Genomic DNA, 20,417 nt, shown 5'->3' with positions numbered 1-20,417 from the left:
TCACCTCCGGGTCGCCGTGCGGCGGACCCACAGATTGACGAGGGCGGCGAGCAGCAGCATCACACCGAGGAACGCCTTGAACCAGTCCGGGTTCCAGTTCGCGTAGACGATGCCCTGCGAGACCATCCCGAAGATGAACGCGCCGATGACGGGACCGATCGCGGAGCCGTACCCTCCGGTGAGCAGGCAGCCGCCGATGACCGCCGCGATGATGTACAGGAATTCGTTGCCGACGCCCTCGCCCGACTGCACGGTGTGGAACGAGAACAGCAGGTGCATGCCGACGAACCAGGCACCGGCGCCCACGCCCATGAACAGTGCGATCTTGGTGAAGGCGACGGGGACGCCCACGGCACGGGCGCTGTCTTTGCTGCCGCCGACCGCGAAGATCCAGTTGCCGAACCTGGTGCGCAGCAGCAGCCAGGTCGCGGCGGCGGCGAACAGCAGCCACCAGAGGACCGTGATCTTGACGTCGACCCCGCCGAGCGTGACCTCCGAGGCGAACATACGCCGGGCCTGGGCGAAGCCGTCCATGTCCGCGATCGAGTCGCTGGCCACGTTTCCGGTGAACAGCTTGGTGACGGCCAGGTTGGCGCCCTGGAGGACCAGGAAGGTGCCCAGTGTGATGAGGAAGCTCGGCAGCCCGGTCCGTATCAGCAGGTAGCCGTTGAAGGCGCCGACGGCCAGCGAGAACAGCAGCGCGACGACCACGCCCGTCCACACGTTCAGCGAGAGCTGGAACGACAGGATGGCGGCGGTCAGAGCGGAGGAGGTGACGGCGACCCCGGCCGACAGGTCGAACTCGCCTCCGATCATCAGCAGGGCGACGGGGATCGCCATGACACCCATGACCGAGGCCTGGTAGAGGACGGTGGCGAGGGAGGCGGCCTCCCGGAACGCCGGGGCCACGGAGAAGAAGAACGCGTAGACGGCGACGGCGGCGATGAGCGCCCCGATCTCCGGGCGGGCCAGCAGCCTGCGGCCCAGGGAGCGCCGGGCGGTGCGGCCGTCCTTCGCCGCGGTGGGGGAGGAGACCGGCGGGGCCGGCGGCGGCGAGGCCGCCGCCGGTGCCGTGGCAGGGGACACGGTCATCACCGCGTTCCCTTCGCGGCGAACGCCGCGACGGCGTCGACGTTGTCCTTGTCGACGAACGCCGGCCCCGTCAGTACCGGCTGCCGGCCGCCGCCGCTGACGTTGCCGTTCGTCTCGTAGAGCCACAGGGAGTCGACCGCGAGATAGCCCTGGAGGTAGGGCTGCTGGTCGACCGCGAAACGCACGCTGCCGTCCTTCACGGCGGCGACCAGGTCCTTGTTGAGGTCGAAGGTGGCGACCCGGGCCTCGCTGCCCGCGTCACCCGCCGACTGGGCCGCGGTCAGCGCGAACGGGGCGCCAAGGGTGACGACATGGTCGACGGCGGTGTCCTGCCGGAGCTTCGCCGAGATGGTCGACTTCACCGCCGGCATGTCGGTGCCGGTGACGTACAGGTTCTCCGTCGTGCCCTTGAAGGTCTTCTTCACCCCGGCGCAGCGCGCCTCCAGGCCGACGTTGCCCTGCTCGTGGATCACACAGAGGGCCTTCTTGGCGCCGACCTGGTTGAGCTTCTCGCCGAAGGCCTCGCCCGCGACGCTCTCGTCCTGGCCGAAGAACTGGAGGAGGCCCTGCTCCTTCCACTGGCCCAGGCCGGAGTTGAAGCCGACCACGGGGATTCCGGCAGCCGTCGCCTTGGCGATGACGGCCTTCATCGCGTCCGGCTTGGCGAGGGTCACGGCTATGCCGTCGACCTTCTGGTCGATGGCGTTCTGCACCAGGTTGGCCTGGGTGGCGGCGTTGGGGTCGGAGGAGTAGACGAGCTTGACGTTGTCCTTCGCCGCAGCGGTCTGCGCGCCCTTGCGGATCAGGTCCCAGAAGGTGTCTCCCGGACCTCCGTGGGTGACCATCGCGATCGTCATACGGGGGGTGGAGGCATTTCCGGCGGGGGCGCCGGAGCCGGTGTCCTGCTGGGCCTGCTTGCCGCCGGAACTGCTGGAGCAGCCGGTGATCAGAAGAGCGGACGCCGCGCCGGCGGCGGCCAGGGCGACGAGTCCGCGGGGGCGGGATCGGAACGGGCGGAACGGGAACGTGCGGTCCATCTGTCCTGCACCTCATTGCGCGACAGGGGAGGGCGGGGCGGGCCGGGGGAAGGGGAAGGGGAGGGGCCCGCGGGAAGCCCGGGACATCAGCCGCGGCCGGGCGGCGCGGCTGTTGGGACGGGATACAAGCCCGTGGGGATGCCGTCTGTCAATACTTTGTTAAGACATCCTTTCAGGAGCAGGTGAGAATGTCTGTACAAAGTATTGACAGGGCTTCGCGGGACGGCATAGACCTGGGACAACCCCGCCCCGCGAGTACGTATCAGGAGCGACGCGCATGGCCGAGTCCGCCGAATCCCCCGACACCGACGCCTTCGATCTCATCACCATGGGGCGGGTCGGGGTCGACGTCTATCCCCTCCAGACCGGCGTTCCGCTGCCGCAGGTCGAGAGCTTCGGCAAGTTCCTCGGGGGGTCGCCCACCAACGTCGCCGTCGCCGCCGCCCGTCTGGGCCACAGCAGCGCCGTCATCACCCGGACCGGTGCCGACCCCTTCGGCACCTACGTCCACCAGGCGCTCAAGGAGTTCGGCGTCGACGACCGCTGGGTCACGCCGGTCGACGCCTACCCGACCCCGGTCACGTTCTGCGAGATCTTCCCGCCCGACGACTTCCCGCTCTACTTCTACCGGCAGCCCAAGGCTCCCGACCTGGAGATCCGGTCCGGCGAACTGGATCTGGGCGCGGTGCGCCGGGCGCGCGTGTTCTGGGTGACCGGGACCGGGCTGTGCGCCGAGCCCAGCCGTACCGCGACCCTCGCCGCGCTGGAGGCGCGGGCGAAGAGCGGTGTCACGGTCTTCGACCTCGACTGGCGGCCCGTGTTCTGGGGGGATCCGGCGGAGGCCCGCGCTCTCTACGCCGAAGCCCTTCGCCATGTCACCGTCGCCGTCGGCAACCTCGACGAGTGCGAGATCGCCACCGGGATGCGCGAGCCCCGTGCCTGTGCCGAGGCGCTGCTGGCGGCGGGGGTCGAACTCGCCGTCGTCAAGCAGGGACCCGCCGGTGTTCTGGCCGTTCACCGTGACGGCGGCAGCGCGGAGGTGCCCCCCGTCCCGGTCGAGGTCGTCAACGGGCTGGGCGCGGGGGACGCGTTCGGCGGGGCGCTGTGCCACGGCCTTCTCTCCGGCTGGGAGCTGGAGCGGACCATGCGGTACGCAAACGCGGCGGGGGCGATCGTGGCCTCTCGGCTGGCCTGTTCGGCGGCGATGCCGACGGCGGCGGAAGTCGAAACCGTCGTCGGGCGCGGCTAGACCGCGGCCGCAGGGACCCTCCTTCCCCCGCCCCTCCCCGAGACCGGGGGCTCCGCCCCCGGACCCCGTAATCGCGCCCGAACGGCGCTCGTCCTCGATCGCCGGACGGGCTTGAACGCCACGGAGCCCCATGTGACCCTCAGCATCTCCTCGCTCACCACCCTGCGGGCCCGGCATCCCGAGGCCATCGCGGAAGCCGCCGCGCGCCGCACACGGCGTCCACTGGTCGGTGACAGCGGCCGCCTCATGATCGTCGCCGCCGACCATCCCGCGCGCGGGGCCCTCGCGGTGGGGGACGACCGGCTGGCCATGGCCAACCGCGCGGACCTCCTGGAGCGGCTGTGCACCGCCCTCGCCCGCCCCGGTGTCGACGGCGTCCTCGCCACCGCCGACATCCTGGAGGACCTGCTGCTCCTCGGCGCCCTGGAGAACAGGGTGGTCATGGGCTCCATGAACCGGGGAGGTCTCGCCGGTGCCCGCTTCGAACTGGACGACCGCTTCACCGGACACCGTGCCGAAGACCTCGCGCGCCTCCGCTTCGACGCCGGGAAGCTCCTCCTCCGTATCGACTACACCGACGCCGGCTCCCTCACCACCATGTACGCCACCGCCCGCGCCATCGACGAGATGGCCGCCGCACACCTCCCGGTGTTCGTCGAGCCGTTCATCTCCCGCCGCGGCGACCGCGGGGTGCGCAACGACCTGAGCGCCGAGGCCGTGACCCGCTCCATCGCCATCGCCTCCGGACTCGCCGGGACCTCCGCCTACACCTGGCTCAAGCTGCCCGTCACCGAGAACCCGGACGACATGGCTGCCGTCCTGGAGACCTCCACCCTCCCGGCCGTCCTTCTCGGCGGCGAGTCCGGCGGGGACCAGGACGGCATGTACGAGAGGTGGCGCAAGGCGCTCCATCTCCCCACCGTCCAGGGGCTCGTCGTCGGCCGCTCGCTGCTCTATCCCGCCCACGGCAGCGTCGAGGAGGCCGTGGACACCGCCGTCAGCCTGCTCTGATCCCCCGAGGAAGCCACCATGACCACCCCCTCGCACCACCTGCCCGCCGGAAAGGCCGCCGACGGCCCGTACGCCGTGGACATCGGCCCCGAGTCCGCCGGCTGGGGATACTCCAGCCTTCGCGTGCTCGAACTGCCGCCCGGCGGACAGCACGCGTACGACACCGGAGACAGCGAGTGGATCGTGCTGCCGCTCTCCGGCTCCTGCACCGTCGCCGTCGACGGGCGGACCTTCCGGCTCACCGGGCGCCCCGACGTGTTCAGCGCCGTCACCGACTTCGCGTACGTCCCCCGTGACGCGCGGGTCTCGCTCGCCTCCCGCGACGGCGGCCGGTTCGCCCTCACCGGTGCCCGCTGCGACCGGCGCCTGCCCGCCCGCTACGGCCCCGCCTCCTCCGTGCCCGTCGAACTGCGGGGTACGGGCAACTGCTCGCGCCAGGTCAACAACTTCGGTGCGGCAGGAGTGTTCGCGTGTGAACGGCTCATCGCCGTGGAAGTGCTCACCCCCGGCGGCAACTGGTCCTCCTTCCCGCCCCACAAGCACGACGAGCACCGGCCCGGCGAGGAGTCCGAACTGGAGGAGATCTACTACTTCGAGATCGCCGCCCACGACGGCACCCCCGGTCTGGGCTACCAGCGGGTCTCCCCGTCCGGCCGCGGCCGCGGCACCGACGTGCTCGCGGAGGTCCGCCACGGCGACACCGTGCTCATCCCCGACGGCTGGCACGGCCCGTCCATGGCCGTCCCCGGCCACCACATGTACTACCTCAACGTCATGGCCGGCCCCGGCGCCGAACGCGCCTGGCTGATCTGCGACCACCCGGACCACGCCTGGATCCGCGACACCTGGCCCGGTCAGCCCGTCGACCCCCGCCTCCCGCTCTGCACCGCCCCGTCCCAGTGAGGTCATCCCGATGAGCCAGCACACCCGCCGACTGACCGTCGCCCAGGCCCTGGTGCGCTTCCTGGCCGCGCAGTACACCGAACGCGACGGCGCCCGGCACCGGCTGATCGCCGCCACCTGGGGGATCTTCGGCCACGGCAACGTCGCCGGACTCGGCCAGGCCCTCCTGGAGACCGGAGCGCACGCCATGCCGTTCCACCAGGGACGCAACGAACAGGCCATGGTCCACGCCGCCGTCGGCTACGCCCGCCAGTGCGACCGGCTCTCCGCCATGGCCGTCACGACCTCCATCGGCCCCGGCGCCACCAACCTCGTCACCGGCGCGGCCCTGGCCACCGTCAACCGGCTGCCCGTCCTCCTCCTGCCCGGCGACACCTTCGCCACCCGCACCGCCGACCCGCTGCTCCAGCAGCTCGAACACCCGGTGTCACCCGGCATCTCCGTCAACGACACCCTCCGGCCGGTCTCCCGCTTCTTCGACCGTGTCACCCGGCCCGAGGCGCTCATCGCCTCCGCCCTCCAGGCCATGCGGGTCCTGGCCGACCCGGCCGAGACCGGCGCCGTCACCCTCGCCCTGCCGCAGGACGTCCAGGCCGAGGCCTACGACTGGCCCGAGGAGTTCTTCGCCGACCGCGTCTGGACCGTACGCCGCCCCGCCCCCGGGCCCGGCGAACTCGCTCAGGCCGTCCAGGCGGTCCGCGCCGCCGAACGTCCCCTGCTCATCGCGGGCGGCGGCATCCACCACAGCCGGGCCGAGGACGCCCTCAAGGCCCTCGTCGACGCCACCGGCATCCCCGTGGCCTCCACCCAGGCGGGCAAGGGATCCCTCCGCCACGACCACCCCGCCGACCTCGGCGGCATCGGCCACACCGGCACCGCCGTCTCCGACGCCCTCGCCCGCACCGCCGACCTCGTCATCGGTGTCGGCACCCGCTACAGCGACTTCACCACCGCCTCGGGCACCCTCTTCGCCCGCCCGGACGTCCGCTTCCTCAACCTCAACATCACCCCGTTCGACGCCCACAAGATGGCCGCCCGCCCCCTTGTCGCGGACGCCCGCGCCGGACTCGCCGCCCTCACCGAGGCCCTGGCCGGGCACGGACACCGAGTCGACCCGGCGTACGAAGCCGAGTACACCGAGGGCAAGCGGCGCTGGGAGCGGGTCGTCGAGGCGGCCTACCGGGCCGACGACGACTCCGCCGTTCCCACCCAGACGCAGGTGCTCGGACTGCTCGACGCGGTCGTCGGGGACGAGGACGTCGTCGTCAACGCCGCCGGGTCCCTCCCCGGCGACCTGCACAAACTGTGGCGTGCCCGCTCGCCCCGGCAGTACCACCTGGAGTACGGCTACTCCTGCATGGGGTACGAGATCCCCGGCGGCATCGGTGTGCTGCTCGCCGCGCCCGGCACGCCCGTCTGGTCGCTGGCCGGGGACGGAACGTACCTGATGATGCCCACCGAGATCGTCACCGCCGTCCAGGAGGGCCTGCCGCTCAGGCTCCTCCTCGTCCAGAACCACGGGTACGCCTCCATCGGCGGTCTCTCCGCCCAGGTGGGCGGCGAACGGTTCGCCACCGACTACCGTTACCGCGCTGCCGACGGCACCTTCACCGGCGATCCGCTCCCCGTCGACCTCGCCGCCAACGCGGCCAGCCTCGGCATGGACGTCCACCGCGCCCGGACCGTGGGTGAGCTGCGCGAGGCGCTGCGGACCGCCCGCGCCGCCGAGCGGCCCACCTGCGTGTACGTCGAGACGGACCCCGACAACCCGAACGCCCCAGGCGCCGAGGCCTGGTGGGACGTCCCCGTCGCGGAGGTCGCCGCCCGCGAGGCGGCTGTCCGGGCCCGCAAGACGTACGAGCAGCACACCCCCGGTATCCGCCGCCACCTCTGAGCCCTTCCGCCTCGCCCTGCCGTCCCGCCGTACGAAAGGCCCCTCGACCGCCATGAAGACGATCACCCACTGGATGGACGGCAAGCCCGTCGACAGCACCTCCGGACGCTTCGGCCCCGTGTACGACCCCGCCACCGGCGCCCAGGAGAAGCGGGTGGCTCTCGCCACCCCCGGCGAGGTGGACGCCGCCGTCGCCAGTGCCCTGCAGGCGTACGGGAGCTGGGGCACCAGCTCGCTGGCGAGACGCGCCGCCGTGCTGTTCGCGTACCGCGAGCTGCTCGACGCGCACCGCGACGAGATCGCCGCGCTGATCACCGCCGAGCACGGCAAGGTCCACTCCGACGCGCTCGGCGAGGTGGCCCGGGGCATGGAGATCGTCGAACTCGCCTGCGGCATCCCGCAGCAGTTGAAGGGCGAGCTGTCGACGCAGGTCTCCACCCGGGTCGACGTGTCCGCGATCCGGCAGCCGCTGGGTGTGGTCGCCGGCATCACGCCCTTCAACTTCCCGGCGATGGTGCCGATGTGGATGTTCCCGCTGGCCGTCGCGTGCGGCAACACGTTCGTGCTGAAGCCCAGTGAGAGGGACCCTTCGGCCTGCTTCAGGCTGGCCGAACTGGCCGCCGAGGCGGGCCTGCCGGACGGGGTGCTCAACGTCGTCCAGGGCGACAGGACGGCCGTGGACCGGCTGCTGGAGCACCCGGACGTCGCCGCCGTCTCCTTCGTCGGCTCCACGCCCGTCGCCCGCCACGTCCACCGGAAGGCGAGCGAGCACGGCAAGCGCGTGCAGGCGCTCGGCGGAGCCAAGAACCACATGCTCGTCCTGCCCGACGCCGACCTGGACTTCGCGGCCGACCAGGCCGTCAACGCCGCGTACGGCTCCGCGGGAGAGCGCTGCATGGCCGTGTCGGTCGTCGTGGCGGTCGGCGGGATCGGGGACGCGCTGGTCGCCAGGATCGCGGACCGGGCTCGGCGGCTGCGGATCGGGCCCGGCACGGACCCGGCCAGCGAGATGGGCCCGCTCATCACCCGCGAGCACCGCGACAAGGTCGCCTCCTGTGTCAGCTCGGCCGCCGAGCAGGGCGCGGAGGTCGTCGTCGACGGCACCGGATACACCGTCGACGGCCACCCGGACGGCTTCTTCCTCGGCGTGTCGCTGCTCGACAGGGTGCCGGTGACGGCCGACGCGTACCGGGAGGAGATCTTCGGCCCCGTGCTGTGCGTGGTGCGCGCGGAGACGTACGAGGAGGGCGTCGCCCTGATCAACGCCTCCCCGTTCGGCAACGGCGCCGCCGTCTTCACCCGCGACGGCGGCGCGGCCCGCCGCTTCCAGCTGGAGGTCCAGGCGGGCATGGTCGGCGTGAACGTCCCCATCCCGGTCCCCGTCGGCTACCACTCCTTCGGCGGCTGGAAGGACTCCCTCTTCGGGGAGCACCACGTCTACGGCAAGGACGGCGTCGCCTTCTACACCCGCGGAAAGGTCGTCACGACCCGCTGGCCCGACCCGGCGGACCGGGGCATCGACCTGGGCTTCCCGAGCAACACCTGACGGCTGCCGCTCAGGATCCGGTCCGCCGCTCGAACGCCGTGAAGGCCCGCTCCAGCCTCCGCTGGAGCGCCGCCCTCGCGCGGTCCGGCAGGAACGCGTGCTCCAGCGACGCCCGGGCCAGGTCCTTGAGTTCCCTGTACCGCAGCCCGTACACGGTCGCGGCCTGCCGGTACTGCGCGCTGATGTCGGTGCGGGAGACCCCCGGATCGTCGGTGGCGAGCACCACCGGCACGCCGTGGGCGCGGTACGTCGTGAACGGGTGCTCCGTGCCGGTGACGCCCAGGATCTGGGCGTTGCTGGTGAACGGGACCTCCACCGCCACCCGTCGGCGCGCCATCTCCCGTACCAGCGTGGGCCACGCGTCCTCGTGGACCAGGTCCACGCCGTGGCCCACCCGTTCGGCTCCCGCGCCCTCGACCGCGCCCCGGATGTGGAAGGCCAGGTCCTCCGGCTTCACCAGTCCGGGCCTCAACTCGCCTGCGTGCAGCGTCACATGGGCGCCCAGGTAGGCGCGCCGCAACTCGGCCGTCATGCGCATGTGCAGGCGGTAGTCGCGCAGCGCCACCGCGCCGTGTTCGGGCTCGACCAGGTTGACCGCCACGAAGCGGAAGTCCCGCTCCGCCAGCGCCATCCCCAGGGCCAGCTGGGTGAACACCACCTCGGGCGGGCTGTTCCGGTGGGCGTGCGAGATCCAGCGCACCACCAGCCGGCAGCCGGGCGCGGGCCGGTCGCCGTCGCAGCGGGATGCGGCGCGGAACTCCGCGTCGGCGGCGTCGGCCTCCGCCCGCGCCGCCGCGACCAGCCGGTCGAGCCGCCCGCCCGCCGTCAGCCGCCGGTGCAGCCGGCGCAGGTCAGGGTCCCAGCCCACCTCGGCGGCGAGTGTGTGCACGGCCTCGGGCACCGGCGTGACCATCGTCTCCAGGTACTGCTGGTGCTGCCGTACCGCCGAGTCGGCCACCTCGGCCAGCTGAAGTCCGCGATGGTGCCGGATCACCTCGCCGAACCGGCCGAAGGTGGCGAAGAAGTGGTCGTGGCCGGGCCCGTCGGGCGGGAAGTCCTGCATGGACCAGGCCCGGATCAGGGAAGTACGGAAGGCGGTGTCCGTACGGGCGTCGGAGGCGGGCCGTAGCCCGGGCCGGGCGCACGGCGGGCGCACGGCGGTGAGCGTCGCCGCCTCCACGCACAGTCCCTGCCGTGCGGCGCTGCGGACCAGCCACTCGGTGGAGACGGCACCGCCCAGGTGGTGGTGCAGGTCGCCCCCCTTGGGCAGGTGGTGGAAGAACTCCGCCAGCCTGGCCGGATCGTGACGGATCGTCTCCAGGTAGGCGGCGGTCCGTGCCTCGGAGCCCCCCGCCGGTCCGGCGGCGGTCGCGGAGGCCCCCGGCAGCAGCAGGGCCGGGAGGAGGGGCAGCGTGCCGAGGAGGGCCGTCAGGGCGCGGGGGCGGCGGCAGGTGTGCGTCACCGTCGTATCGTCCCCGCGGACGTGCGGTGCCGGGGCGCAGGGCCGCGGTGAGCGGGGCCGGGGTCACCCCACCGGGCGTGCGGAATCGGCCGTTCGCAGCGAACCGGCCAGAGTGTTGACGTGTGCCTGACATTTGTGGGTTCCTGTGCCACTCTCCCCACGCCCCCACGGACACCGACACCTGAGGAGGACTCCCATGAGCCACAGGTACAGGGCCGCGCTCACCGGCGCCGTCGCGCTGCTCACCGCACTGACCGCCGGTGCCGCCCACGCCGTCGCCGCCGGGCCCGCCGCCGAGCAGAAGGCGGACGGCAGGATCGTCGTCCAGGGCACCACGTGCACCTGGACCGACGCCGCCACCAGCGCCGGTCCGCCCGACACCCTGACCGTCGACCGCTCCACCGTCAACCGGCCGGGCGGCAACCTGTCCTGTGACGGCAGCATCAGCGCGACGCTCGACAACGACCCGGTGTTCACCTTCGACGACGCCGCCGGGACCGCGCGTGCCGACGCCGTCGCCATCACCGGCAGGCAGAGCTTCATCTCCTGTTCGTATCGCGCGGCCGACGTCCGGTGGGACCGGGAGAGCGGCACCCGGACGTACCAGAACCGGGGCTTCACCGCCCGCAAGACCTCCGGCAGCTTCTTCTGCCCCGGCTCGATCACGATGGCGGCAGGTGAGGCTTCGGTCACCTTCCGCTGACGCCCACGCGTGGCCGGGCCGGCCGGACGGCCCGTACCCGGTGAACCGCGCTCCCGGCGCGGTTCACCACCCCGATTCGTCGACCAGCGGCACCACCGGCGGTCGCACGCCCGCACCGAGCGGCTGCTCGGTCCACATCACCTTGCCGTTGGACGTGTACCGCGTCCCCCAGCGCCCCGCGAACTGCGACACCAGGAACAGGCCCCGGCCGCCCTCGTCCGTCGTCGCCGCGCGCCGCAGGTGCGGCGAGGTGCTGCTGCCGTCCGACACCTCGCAGATCAGCGCACGGTCCCGGAGCAACCGGACGTGGATCGGATCGGAGCCGTACCGGATCGCGTTGGTGATCAGCTCGCTCAGCATCAGTTCCGTCGTGAACCCGATCTCCTCGAGTCCCCACCGCTCCAGCTGGCGCCCGCACGCGGCCCGGATCGGCGCCACCGCTGCCGGGTCGCGCGGCACGTCCCAGTCCGCGACCCGGTCCTGCTCCAACAGCCGGGTGCGGGCCACCAGCAGCGCGATGTCGTCGCTGCGGTGCGGCGGCAGCATCGCGTCCACCAGCGCCTGACAGGTCTCCTCCGGCGTGCGCGTCCCGCCGTCCGCGAGCGTGCTGCCCAGCAGCCGCAGCCCGGAGTCCACATCCCGGTCCCGGTGTTCGATCAGCCCGTCCGTGTACAGCACCAGACGGCTCCCCTCCGCCAGCCGCAGCTCGTGGTTCTCGAACGGTCCGCCGCCCAGACCGAGCGGCGGGAACACCGGCACCTCCGGGAACGCCACGCCTCCGTCGGCCCGGACCACGGCCGGGGCGTAGTGACCGGCCGTGGCCATGCAGCACAGCCCGGACACCGGGTCGTAGATCGCGTACAGGCAGGTCGCGCCCGTGATGCCGGCCGCCCCCTCGCCGCCCTCCTCCTCGTCGATCCGTGAGACCAGTTCGTCCAGGTGCCCCAGCAGTTCGTCCGGCGGAAGGTCCAGCGCCGAGAAGTTGTGCACGGCGGTCCGCAGCCGCCCCATCGTCGCCGCCGCGTGCAGCCCGTGCCCCACCACGTCCCCCACCACCAGCGCCACCCGTGCCCCCGGCAACGGGATCACATCGAACCAGTCGCCGCCCACCCCGGCCTGCGCCGGGAGGTAACGGTAGGCGATCTCGACCGCGTCCTGCTCGGGCAGCACCCTCGGCAGCAGGCTGCGCTGCAGCGTCACCGCCATCGTGTGCTCCCGGCTGTACCGGCGCGCGTTGTCGATGGCCACCGCCGCCCGTGCCGCCAGCTCCTCCGCGAAGGCCAGGTCCTCCTCCTCGAACGGCTCCGAACCCGTGCCCCGCCAGAAGTTCGCCATGCCGACGACGAATCCCCGTGCCAGCAGCGGCACCGTGACCAGCGAGTGGATCCCGTACCGCAGCGCCTCGTCGGCGCCCCGGGGGTCCTGCGCCCGCCAGCCGTCCGCCGCCCGCAGATCCGCCACCAGCACCGCCCGCCCCCCGGCCAGGGCCTCCGCCATGGGCGTCGTCGGCACCTCGAAACTGATCAGCTCCCCGGCTTCCTGGAGCGGATGGCCGCCGCGCACCCCGGACACCGCCGCCCGCCGCATCACGGAGACGTACTGGTTCGTCGGCTCCTCCCCGCGCAGCACCGGGTCCGGCAGTTCCACCGTCGCGAAGTCCGCGAACCGGGGGATCACCACCTCCGACAGCTCCTCCGCGGTCCGCACCACGTCCAGCGTCGTTCCGATCCGTACCCCGGCCTCGTACAGCAGCGTCAGCCGCTCCCGCGCGACCTCCGCAAGGCCGGACAGGGCCCGCAGCTCCGTCGTGTCCCGCAGGGTCGCCACCGTGCCGCCCGGCGCCCCGTACGGGTCCGTGGGCCGGGTACTGACCGCCAGCAGCCGGTCGCCCGCCAGATGCAGCTCGTCCGTCACCGCCCGCCCCGACGTCAGCAGTGCCGTCATGGCCGGGGACAGGCCCAGCTGAGCCACCGGCTGCCGGTCGGCGTCGGCCGACAGGTCCAGCAGCCGCCGCGCCTCGTCGTTCGCCAGCGTCAGCCGCCCGCCGCCGCTGACGATGAGCACCCCCTCCCGTACGGCGTGCAGCACCGCGTCGTGGTGCTCGTACATCCGGGTCATCTCCGCCGGGCCCAGCCCCCGCGTCTGCCGCCGCAGCCTCCGGCTCACCAGCACCGAACTGCCGGTCGCCAGGACCAGCGCCGCCGCGCCCGCGCCCAGGAACACCGGAAGCTGCCGGTCCACCGCCGCGCCCACGCTCTCGATCGCGACACCCGCCGAGACCAGGCCGATCACCCGGCCCTCCTCGTCGAACACCGGAACCACCGCCCGGGCCGCGTCGTCCGGGTCCCCCTTGTAGATCTCGGTGATCGCCAGCCCCTCCGCGGCTCGCTCCACCCCCTCCGCGCGGGTGCCGACCAGCTGCGGCGAGCTGTCGGCGATCCGGAGGCCGTCGGGCTCCATCACCGTCATGAAGTCCACGCCCGAGCCCAGCGTCGCCGCCACCACATGGGACTGGAACGTGGCCGTCGGATTGGGCGCGCGGAACGCGTCCAGGGTGCCGGGCGCCTCCGCGAACGACTCGGCCGCCGCCAGGGACCGCTGCTGCGCGACCCGCTCGCTGTCGTCCCGCACATGGAACGCCAGCGCCACCACGGCCGCGACGATCAGCAGCACGGCGACCACGACCTGGAGGAAGAGCACCTGCCCGGCGACGCTGCGCACCCCCAGCAGTCGCCCCAGACGCCTGGACAGCCCGAGACGTCCACTCTTGCCCCTCATAATCCCCTTTCTAGCACCGGCCGTATCACCCCGGCGACCGCGCGCACCCCGCACCCCGCGCGCCCGGACCGGGCGCCGGGCACCCTGGAGACATGAGCCGGGCCAACGACGACGTCGAGGCGCTGCTGCGGGAGTACGCGGACCTCATCGCCATCAGCGGTGGCGACGCCTTCAAGGCACGCGCCTACGAGAAGGCCGCCCGTTCCGTCGGCGGTCACCCCGCCGACATCGCCACGCTCGGTCCCGAGGGCCTCCAGGAGATCCCCGGCGTCGGCCGGTCCATCGCGGAGAAGATCATCGAATATCTGCGCACCGGCCGGATCGCCGCAGTCGAGGACACCCGCACCGCGATCCCCGCAGGGGTCCGCGAGCTCGTCGCCGTCCCCGCCCTCGGTCCCAGGAAGGCCCTCGTCCTGCACCAGGAGCTCGGCATCACCTCCGTCGACGAACTGCTCGACGCGATCCGTCACCGGCGGCTGCGCGACCTGAAGGGCTTCGGAGAGAAGACCGAGGCGAACATCCTGCACGGCATCCGCCTGATGCAGCGGGCCGGTGAGGGCCGGATCCTCGTCAGCGCCGCCATGGACGCCGCGGAACAGGTCGTCGCGGAACTCTCCCGGCTGCCCGGCTGCGAGCGCTGCGCGCACGCCGGGTCGCTGCGCCGGATGCGCGAGACCATCGGGGACATCGACGTCCTGGTCGCGGCCGACCGGGCCCGGCCCTTCATGGACGCCCTCACGGAACTCCCGTACACGGCCGAGGTCATCGCCCACGGCGAGAAGAAGACCTCCGTCCGCACCGCCAAGGGCCTTCAGGTCGACCTGCGGGTCCTGCCTCCGGCCTCCTGGGGCGCCGGCCTCCAGTACTTCACGGGGAGCAAGGCGCACAACATCCGCACCCGCGAGATCGCCGTCCGCAAGGGCCTCAGGCTCTCCGAGTACGGCCTCTTCCACGCGAGGAGCGGCCGCAAGATCACCTCGGAGCGCGAGGAGGACGTCTACGCCTGCCTCGGCCTGCCCTGGATCCCGCCGCCGCTGCGCGAGGACCGCGGCGAGATCGCCGCCGCGCTGCGCGGCGACCTGCCCGAACTCCTCGACGACCGGGACATCCGGGGCGACCTGCACACCCACACCGACCTCACCGACGGAACCGCCCCGCTCGACGCGATGGTCACCGCCGCCGCCGCACGCGGGTACTCCTACTACGCCGTCACCGACCACGCCCCGGGCCTCGCCATGCAGCGCATGACCACCGAGAAGGTCCTCGCCCAGCGCGAACAGGTCCGCGCCCTCGACCGCGAACACCACGGCATGCGGCTGCTGCACGGCACCGAACTCAACATCGGCCCGGACGGCGAACTGGACTGGCCCGACGACTTCCTCGCCGGCTTCGACCTGTGCGTGGCCTCCGTCCACTCCCACTTCACCCAGGACCGCGCCACCCTCACCCGGCGCATCCTGCGCGCTGTCGAGAACCCGTACGTCTCGGTCCTCGGCCACCCCACCACCCGGCTCATCGGGAGAAGGCCCGCCATCGACGCCGACTTCGACGAGATCTTCGCCGCCTGCGCGAGGACCGGAACGGCGCTGGAGATCAACTCTCACCCGGAGCGGCTCGACCTCGACGACGAGCACATCCTGAGGGCCAAGGGGTACGGGGTGAGATTCGCCGTCGACTCCGACGCCCACGCCACCACCCACCTGCCCTACCTGCGCTACGGTGTCGGCACCGCCCAGCGCGGCTGGCTCTCCAAGGACGACGTCATCAACACCTGGCCGCTCTCCCGGCTGCGCCGTTTCCTGCGCCCCGCGCACTGAGCGCATTCCGCCCGCAGGGGGTGCGCCCCCTTGCGGATGGGAACCGGTCGTGGCGGAAATGTGTCCCTCAGTTGGACAGCCGCCCTGGGGTGAGGAGGCCAGATGGACACGTGGTCGGTGCCCGGCTACACCGAAATCCGCGAACTCGGCGCGGGCGCGAGCGGACGCGTCGTCCGGGCCGTCCACGACACCACCGGCGTGCCCGTCGCGGTCAAACACCTGAGCGAGAACCTCCGCTCCGACGCGGACTTCCTGCACACCTTCCGCGACGAGGCCCGGCTGCTCGGCGCACTGGAGTCCCCGTACGTCACCCGGCTCTACGAGTACGTGGAGGGCCCTGACGGCGCCGCCATCGTGATGGAGCTGGTCGACGGACTCGCCCTGCGCGAGCTGCTGCGGGAACAGGGGCCCGTCGGCCCCGAGGCCGCTCTCGCCATCCTCAAGGGATCCCTGCTCGGCCTCGCCGCCGCCCACGCCGCCGGAGTCGTCCACCGGGACTACAAACCCGCGAACGTCCTGGTCGCCGCCGACGGCACGTCCAAGCTCGTCGACTTCGGCATCGCCACGGGACACGGCGCCGACGCGCCCGCCGCCGGAACCCCCGCCTACATGGCCCCCGAGCAGTGGTCCGGCGCACCCGCCTCGCCCGCCGCCGACGTGTACGCCGCGACCGCCACGTTCTACGAGTGCCTCACCGGGCGCAAGCCGTTCTCCGGCGACAGCCTGGCCGAGCTGGCGGTCCACCATGTCGACTCGCCCGTACCCGAGGACGGCGTGCCGGAGCCGCTGCGCCCGCTCGTCCGCAGCGGCATGGCCAAGGCCCCCGAGGAGCGGCCGCAGGAGGCTGCGGCGTTCGTCCGCGAACTGGAGCTGCTGGCCGGGGCCGCGTACGGCCCCGACTGGGAGGAGCGGGGCCGGGGCAGGCTCGCCTCGCTGGCGGCGCTGCTTCCGCTGCTGTTCCCGACCGCCGGGGACCGCGCCGAGACCAGCACCGACCTGGCGTCCACCTCGCTGGGGCAGGGCGACGGGGGCGCCGGGTGGAAGGCCTGGCTGCCGGGCGGGGCCGGGGCGGGGGCGGCCACGGCGAGCGCGCTGCTCCTCGCGCTGATCCTGGTGCTGACCCAGGGCGTCGCCGGCGCCGGGGCGGGGGGCGGCGGGACCGCGCCGCTGGCCGCCGCCACGACCAGCCTCGACCCGGAGGGGGACGGCGATGCGGGGCCCGGCACCACCTCGCCCTCGCCCTCCTCCCCGCCTTCACCTTCACCCTCGCCTTCGCCTTCGCTGAGCCTGGTCCCGCCGGACGTCCCGGGCAGCCCGTCCCCCGGCCCGGGCAGCCCCGGCCCGTCGGGGGTGACCCCCGACGACCCGCACGATCCGCACGACCCCACCACCCCCGACCCCGGCGGCCCCGGACCGTCCCCCGCCGTACCCGGCGGACCCTCCTCCCTCGCACCGCCGCACCCGGGAGGCGGCGATCCCGCCCCGGGTACCCCCAGCCCCTCCCCGCCGACCGGCCCGCAGGACCCGGGGGTGTCGCGCGACCCCGACCCGAAGACCCCGGAGGACCCGCCCGCCACCGCACCGCCCGCCGTCAAGGGCGTCACCGTCAGCGGCTTCCGCCAGACCGGTCCCGCCACCGCCACCGCCACCGTCGAGATCGCCGCCGACGGCACCGGCCCCCTCACCGTCGTCCTCACCTGGTCCACCGGCGACACCGCCACCGGACCGGCCGACCGGGACGGGGCCACCCGGACCTTCCGGCGCAGCGGCGCCACCCGCTACACCCTGACCGTGGACCACACCTTCCAGAAAACCGCCTGCTACTGGCACGTCAGTGCAGCGACCGACCCGGCGTCGGCTGACGGCGGCTCCTCCGCGCGACTCCTGACCCAGGGGTGCGACCTGCGATGACCCCGAGGGACCCCGCCGCCGGCCCGTACGACGACCCCTCCGACGATCCCGACTACAGTGCGACGGAACTCGCCAGCCACTGGATCCAGCGCCCGGCCCCCGCCGACCTTCCCACCACGGGCCCGGGCCCGGCGCCCGCCCCGGGGCCGCACGACACGAAGCCCCTGCCGACGACGCTGCTGCGCTTCGGCCCCGGTGTCCCGCCCCGCGCCCCGGTCACGCCGGCACCGCCACCGCCACGGCCCCCGAGGCGTCCCGCCGCGTGGCGCCGCTACACCCTGCCCGTCCTCGTCTACCTCTGCGTCCTAGCCTTCCTCGCCTGGCAGCGGTACGGCCCCACCGTCGCCGTCCGCGATGCCGTCGCCCGTACCGGGGGCGTCGTGGCGCCCGCGGGCGGCGGCTGCGGCGGCACCGCCGACATCGTCGGCGTCGTGCGGACCGACGGCCGCCCCGGCACCCTCACCTACCGCTGGGTCCGCAACGACGGCTCGACGTCCCCCGTCCTCAGCGAGCGGGTCCGCCGGGGCCAGGAAGAGGCCCGGCTCCACCTGAAGTGGACGTTCAGCGGCCAGGGCGTGTACGCGGCCCGCGCCGACCTGGAGATCCTCACTCCCACCCGGCACACCGCGAGCGCCGTCTTCACCTACACCTGCTACGACAGGCCGCCGTTGATCGACTGGTGACGGTCCCGCACCAGGCTTACGGTCGAACGGTGGGCGCGGGCGCCCGTCCCGCCCACCGGCCCCCTCCGCGGGCCTCGTCCCATGACCACGCCTCGACCGACTTCCGTGTCGCAGGCCGCCACCCCGAAGCGAGGCGACGGCAGCGGAATGGCCCTGCTGGTCATCGCCAGCTGCCAGCTGATGGTCGTCCTGGACATCACGATCGTCAACATCGCCCTGCCGCACATCCAGCGGGCACTGGACTTCTCGACGGCCGGGCTGTCCTGGGTCATCAACGCCTACACGCTCGCCTTCGGCGGGCTGCTGCTGCTCGGCGGCCGCACCGGGGACATCCTGGGCCGCCGCCGGATGTTCATGATCGGTATCGCGCTGTTCGTCCTCGCCTCGCTGTTCGGCGGACTCGCCCAGAACTCGGCGCAGTTGCTCATCGCCCGCGCCTGCCAGGGTGTCGGCGGCGCGATCGCCTCCCCGACGGCGCTGGCCCTCATCAGCACCACGTTCCGTGAAGGACCCGACCGGAACCGGGCGTTCGGCGTGTTCGCGGCCGTGTCGGCGGGCGGCGGCGCCATCGGCCTGCTCGCCGGAGGCATGCTCGTCGAGTGGCTGAACTGGCGCTGGGTGCTCTTCGTCAACGTCCCGATCGGGCTGCTCATCCTGCTCGCGGTGCCCCGCTGGATCCACGAGTCCGAGCGCCATTCCGGGCACTTCGACGTGATCGGTGCCCTCACCTCCACCCTCGGCATGGTGCTCCTGGTGTACGGGTTCATCCGCGCCGCACAGGACGGCTGGCGGGACGGGCTCACCCTGGCGTCGTTCGCCGGATCGGCCGTCGTCCTCTCGGCGTTCGTCCTGGTGGAGCGGCGCTCCCGGCAGCCGATCACCCCACTGCACATGTTCACCGACCGCAACCGCGCGGGCACCTACGGCATGATGCTGTGTCTGGCCGCCGCGATCTTCGGCATGTTCTTCTTCCTGACGCTGTTCGTCCAGAACGTGCTGGACTTCAGCCCGCTCCAAGCGGGGCTTGCGTTCCTGCCGGTCAGCGCGATCATCGCGGTCGGCGCCGGCGTCGCCTCCCGGCTGCTGCCCCGGTTCGGCCCCAAGCCGTTCATGATCGCCGGTGCGCTGTTCGCCGCGGCCGGGCTGGGCTGGCTCACCCTGTCGGACGCGGACTCCACCTACGCGGGCAGCATTCTCGGGCCCGTGCTGGTGCTGGGCTTCGGCATGGGCATGCAGTTCGTGTCGCTGACCCTGATGGCCCTGTCGAACGTCCGCTCCGACGAGACCGGGGCGGCGTCCGGGCTGCTCAACGCCACCCAGCAGGTGGGCGGCTCCCTGGGCCTGTCCATTCTGGTCACCGTCTTCGGCACGGCCAGCGCCCACGAGGCGGCCCGTCTGATCCCGGAGTTCCTCGGCCGGGCCACCCCCGCAGAGCTGCTGCGCTTCCAGCGCACCGGCGAACTGCCCGACCCCTGGGCGGACCAGGTCCTCACGGCCGGAGTCGGGGCCGCGTTCATCGCCGCGGCGATCGCGGCGGCGATCGGTGCGGTCATCGCGCTGCTGGTCATCCAGGTGCGCCCGGCGGACATCGAACGGCTCAAGGGCAACGGTGTCGGCCCGGGCTGAGGCGGTGCGCCCCGGTGAGGCCGTTCGGCCCGCGACGGGGGACGACCGTCCCCAGGACACCGGGCCCCCGCCGCGAGACCGTGGAGACGTAAGACCCCGACCCGTGGAGGAGGCGTCATGAAGCGCGTCCTGGTCACCTACGGCAGCAGGCACGGTGCCACCGAGGGCATCGCCGAGGAGATCGCCGAAGCCCTGAACGAGGACGGCTACCACACGGCCGTCGTCCCCGCCGACGATGTCGTGGACGTCAACGCCTACGACGCGGTCGTCCTCGGCGGTGCCCTCTACGCCGGGCACTGGCACCACGACGCCGTGCGCTGCGCCCGCCGCAACGCGCAGGCGCTGGGCCGCCGCCCGGTGTGGCTGTTCAGCAGCGGCCCGCTCGACGATTCGGCGGACGAGGGGGACATCCCGCCGGTGCGTGGGGTCGCGCGGGAGATGGAGCGGCTGCACGCGCGCGAGCACGTGACCTTCGGCGGAAGCCTCTCCCCGGACACCGGGGGTTTCCTGGGCCGCGCGATGGCCCGGCACGGGCAGGCGGGCGACCACCGGGACATGCAGCGGGTCCGGGCGTGGGCGCACCACATCGCCGAGGAGCTGGGGGAGGAGGAGCGGTAGGCGCCGCAGTGGCCGGACGGGCTGATCTCAGCCCGTCCGGCCACCGAGGGCGATCGGCGGAGCCACGGTACGGGGCCCCGGGCGCGG

Annotated in this window: 15 protein-coding genes; 11 read left to right on the top strand and 4 right to left on the bottom strand. The window is 73.0% G+C overall.

Going from position 1 to position 20,417, the window contains the following annotated elements:
- Nucleotides 1-1,092 (bottom strand): ABC transporter permease, encoded by a 1,092-nt coding sequence (locus tag I3F58_RS14945; protein ID WP_240109069.1) that lies wholly within the window; start codon nt 1,090-1,092, stop codon nt 1-3.
- The gene (locus I3F58_RS14940; RefSeq protein ID WP_240109068.1) at nt 1,092-2,129 is read right to left on the bottom strand and encodes a sugar ABC transporter substrate-binding protein; all 1,038 of its coding nucleotides are present in this window, start codon (nt 2,127-2,129) and stop codon (nt 1,092-1,094) included. Before I3F58_RS14940 ends, I3F58_RS14945 begins: the two co-directional genes overlap by 1 nt.
- 277 nt (nt 2,130-2,406) lie before the next feature.
- Between I3F58_RS14940 and iolC the strand changes: the two genes are divergently transcribed.
- The 5 genes from iolC to I3F58_RS14915 all read left to right on the top strand — a co-directional run bounded on the left by iolC (nt 2,407) and on the right by I3F58_RS14915 (nt 8,732).
- Nucleotides 2,407-3,378, top strand: coding sequence for a 5-dehydro-2-deoxygluconokinase (gene iolC / locus I3F58_RS14935; RefSeq protein ID WP_240109067.1), 972 nt, complete (start codon nt 2,407-2,409; stop codon nt 3,376-3,378).
- Between the two features lie 132 nt (nt 3,379-3,510).
- Entirely contained in the window at nt 3,511-4,389 is an 879-nt protein-coding gene (locus I3F58_RS14930) for a deoxyribose-phosphate aldolase (RefSeq protein WP_240109066.1), read from the top strand.
- 18 nt (nt 4,390-4,407) lie between these two features.
- Entirely contained in the window at nt 4,408-5,292 is an 885-nt protein-coding gene (gene iolB, locus I3F58_RS14925) for a 5-deoxy-glucuronate isomerase (RefSeq protein ID WP_240109064.1), read from the top strand.
- Nucleotides 5,293-5,302: 10 nt separating this feature from the next.
- Nucleotides 5,303-7,186 (top strand): 3D-(3,5/4)-trihydroxycyclohexane-1,2-dione acylhydrolase (decyclizing), encoded by a 1,884-nt coding sequence (gene iolD, locus I3F58_RS14920; protein WP_240109062.1) that lies wholly within the window; start codon nt 5,303-5,305, stop codon nt 7,184-7,186.
- 52 nt (nt 7,187-7,238) lie between these two features.
- Nucleotides 7,239-8,732, top strand: coding sequence for a CoA-acylating methylmalonate-semialdehyde dehydrogenase (locus I3F58_RS14915; RefSeq protein WP_240109061.1), 1,494 nt, complete (start codon nt 7,239-7,241; stop codon nt 8,730-8,732).
- Nucleotides 8,733-8,742: 10 nt separating this feature from the next.
- Here I3F58_RS14915 and I3F58_RS14910 read toward each other — a convergent pair whose 3' ends face one another.
- A complete protein-coding gene (locus I3F58_RS14910; protein WP_374207975.1) occupies nt 8,743-10,194 on the bottom strand; it encodes an adenosine deaminase in 1,452 nt (483 codons plus the stop codon).
- A 196-nt stretch (nt 10,195-10,390) separates the two neighbouring features.
- On the opposite strand from I3F58_RS14910, the gene I3F58_RS14905 reads away from it, so the two are divergent.
- Nucleotides 10,391-10,897 carry a hypothetical protein gene (locus I3F58_RS14905; RefSeq protein WP_240109060.1) on the top strand — a complete coding sequence of 169 codons (507 nt, stop codon included), beginning with the start codon at nt 10,391-10,393 and terminating at the stop codon, nt 10,895-10,897.
- A gap of 63 nt (nt 10,898-10,960) precedes the next feature.
- On the opposite strand, the gene I3F58_RS14900 is transcribed toward I3F58_RS14905, so the two are convergent.
- The gene (locus I3F58_RS14900) at nt 10,961-13,675 is read right to left on the bottom strand and encodes a SpoIIE family protein phosphatase (RefSeq protein ID WP_240109059.1); all 2,715 of its coding nucleotides are present in this window, start codon (nt 13,673-13,675) and stop codon (nt 10,961-10,963) included.
- A gap of 92 nt (nt 13,676-13,767) precedes the next feature.
- Between I3F58_RS14900 and polX the strand changes: the two genes are divergently transcribed.
- The 5 genes from polX (at nt 13,768) to I3F58_RS14875 (ending at nt 20,330) form a co-directional block, all read left to right on the top strand.
- Nucleotides 13,768-15,492, top strand: coding sequence for a DNA polymerase/3'-5' exonuclease PolX (gene polX, locus I3F58_RS14895; protein ID WP_240109057.1), 1,725 nt, complete (start codon nt 13,768-13,770; stop codon nt 15,490-15,492).
- Between the two features lie 102 nt (nt 15,493-15,594).
- Nucleotides 15,595-17,403 (top strand): serine/threonine-protein kinase, encoded by a 1,809-nt coding sequence (locus tag I3F58_RS14890; RefSeq protein WP_240109056.1) that lies wholly within the window; start codon nt 15,595-15,597, stop codon nt 17,401-17,403.
- Nucleotides 17,400-18,086 (top strand): hypothetical protein, encoded by a 687-nt coding sequence (locus I3F58_RS14885; protein ID WP_240109054.1) that lies wholly within the window; start codon nt 17,400-17,402, stop codon nt 18,084-18,086. The genes I3F58_RS14890 and I3F58_RS14885 overlap by 4 nt, the downstream gene beginning before the upstream one ends.
- Before the next feature lie 147 nt (nt 18,087-18,233).
- The gene (locus I3F58_RS14880) at nt 18,234-19,712 is read left to right on the top strand and encodes an MFS transporter (protein WP_240109091.1); all 1,479 of its coding nucleotides are present in this window, start codon (nt 18,234-18,236) and stop codon (nt 19,710-19,712) included.
- A gap of 117 nt (nt 19,713-19,829) precedes the next feature.
- The gene (locus I3F58_RS14875) at nt 19,830-20,330 is read left to right on the top strand and encodes a flavodoxin domain-containing protein (protein ID WP_240109052.1); all 501 of its coding nucleotides are present in this window, start codon (nt 19,830-19,832) and stop codon (nt 20,328-20,330) included.
- The last annotated feature ends 87 nt before the right edge of the window (nt 20,331-20,417 follow it).

Source organism: Streptomyces sp. MUM 203J (assembly GCF_022414595.1).
Taxonomy (GTDB): domain Bacteria; phylum Actinomycetota; class Actinomycetes; order Streptomycetales; family Streptomycetaceae; genus Streptomyces.
This window is presented reverse-complemented; position numbering and strand designations above follow the sequence as displayed.